At 58.9% G+C, this 1,901-nt stretch carries 2 protein-coding genes; both read left to right on the forward strand.

Going from position 1 to position 1,901, the window contains the following annotated elements; all coding sequences use genetic code 11:
- Window positions 1–353, forward strand: a 353-nt coding sequence (locus AC1DT3_RS19505) for an ATP-binding cassette domain-containing protein (RefSeq protein WP_477466870.1), incomplete at its 5' end; no start/stop codon positions are given.
- Window positions 354–577: 224 nt separating this feature from the next.
- Window positions 578–1,901: ABC transporter transmembrane domain-containing protein (locus AC1DT3_RS19510; protein ID WP_477466871.1), on the forward strand; the 1,324-nt coding region annotated here is incomplete at its 3' end.

Here is a 1,901-nt window from a genome sequence, read left to right on the forward strand (position 1 = left end):
ATACAATCGTGACCCGCGCGAACGGTTATGACGGACGCGTCCAGGAAGGTGGCTCGAATTTCAGTGGTGGCCAGCGCCAGCGATTGGAAATCGCTCGCGCGCTCGCGCGTCAGCCATCGATCCTCATCCTCGACGAGGCTACGGCCGCGCTCGATACCTACACTGAGGCACAGATCGACGACAATATCCGCCGGCGCGGGATGACCTGCATCATCGTCGCTCATCGCCTCAGCACGATCCGTGACTGCGATGCGATCTTCGTCATCAAGGATGGCGAGGTGGTGGAGAAGGGAACGCATCGCACTTTGATGGCGCAGAACGGTGAATATGCGGAGCTGATCGACGCCGCATGAACATTCTCGACAACATATTGGGAGGCGACGACAAGTTCGAGGCCATCGTCTCGGCCGACTGGGTCGAACCTGCTGCCGGTCTCGCGAAGACGCTCGGTCTCGCGCAAAAGCGGATCGTGGTCGGCGCCAACGACGCCTTCACGCTCGTCGGCGCCGGACGGTGCTGGCTCGTCCTGGCGGGCGCTGTCGATCTCTTCTGGAGCGACGAGACTGGYCGCACCTTCGTGGCCCGCATCGAAGCAGGTGGCATCCTCGATGCCGTCATGACAGCCGATGCCCCGTCCCACCTCCTCGCCGTTCCATCGGAAGATACCGAACTCGCTGAGACGACGCGTCCAGCGCTTTACGCTCTCTATGGCGCCCAACAAGACAACGGCGGCTTTTCCCAGATCTGGAACATCTGGCTTGCAGCGATCAAACCTTGTTTGAAGCCCGACGTGACTTTGCCCGAGGCGGCAGTGGCACAAGGAGAAAAGAAGCCGGACTGGGAGACGAGCCTCGATCGGCTCAACTTAGCTCTGATCGCCAGCGTTTCGAGCCTGCGTGAGAATTGGCTGAAGAGCCGCATGGTTCGGATCAAACGCTCGCAGGCCGTCATCGGGCAGGATTTCGTGAGCCATCTTGGCTCCATGGCCAACATTCTGCGACCTGAGTATCTCGAGCAAAGCAGCGCAGAAGATATCAGTCTCGAAGAGGCCGGACGCATCGTCTTCGCCTCGATGGGCCTTGACCAAGAGCTGGTCGAGACACCACCTGTCGATGGCGTGGCCGAGATCGAAGCGATTCAGATTTTCGCGCAGGATAACAACTTGCAAGTCCGCTCGGTCGAGCTGGATGAGAATTGGTGGCGGCAAGATCATGGACCGCTTCTCGGCTTCAGACAGCCAGGCCGGCGGCCCTGCGCCCTTCTGCCCGCACCTGGCGACGGGTACTGGGTTTCGACCGGGAGCAACCGCACACGGGTAAACGCGGAATTGGCTGCAACCATCGATCAGCAAGCCTACGCATTTGCTCCTCCACTGCCGGAAGGAAAGCTGACCCCGTGGCGTGTCTTCCGGTTTGGTCTCGGCGGCGGCGCACGGGATGTCAGAAACACGATCCTCTGCATGATCATAGCGGGGTTTCTCTCTCTTGTGACACCGGTCGCAATCGGCTGGTTGATGAATCCCATCATCCCAAGCGCCGAGAAGAGCCAAGTCTATGTGATTGCACTGCTACTTCTGGTGACTGGAATCTCCGCCGCCTTGACCAGTATCGTACAGTCACTGGCCATGGTCCGATTGGAAGGACAGATGGTCAATCGAATCCAGGCGAGCGTATGGATTCGAATTTTCAATCTGCCCGCAGCTTTCTTCCGCGACTATACAGCAGGCGACCTTGCTAACCGCGCGGACAGCGTGGACAGCATGCGGCAGATACTCAGCCAGTCGCTAAGTCTTTTCGTCGTCAGCGGCATCAGCGCGATCTTCAGTTTCGGCCTGATGTTCTACTACGACTGGCAAGTCTCGATGATGGTGCTTTTCACATGCATCGTCTTCGGAATCGTCA

The sequence above is a fragment of the Microvirga sp. P4_G7 genome, assembly GCF_056401005.1.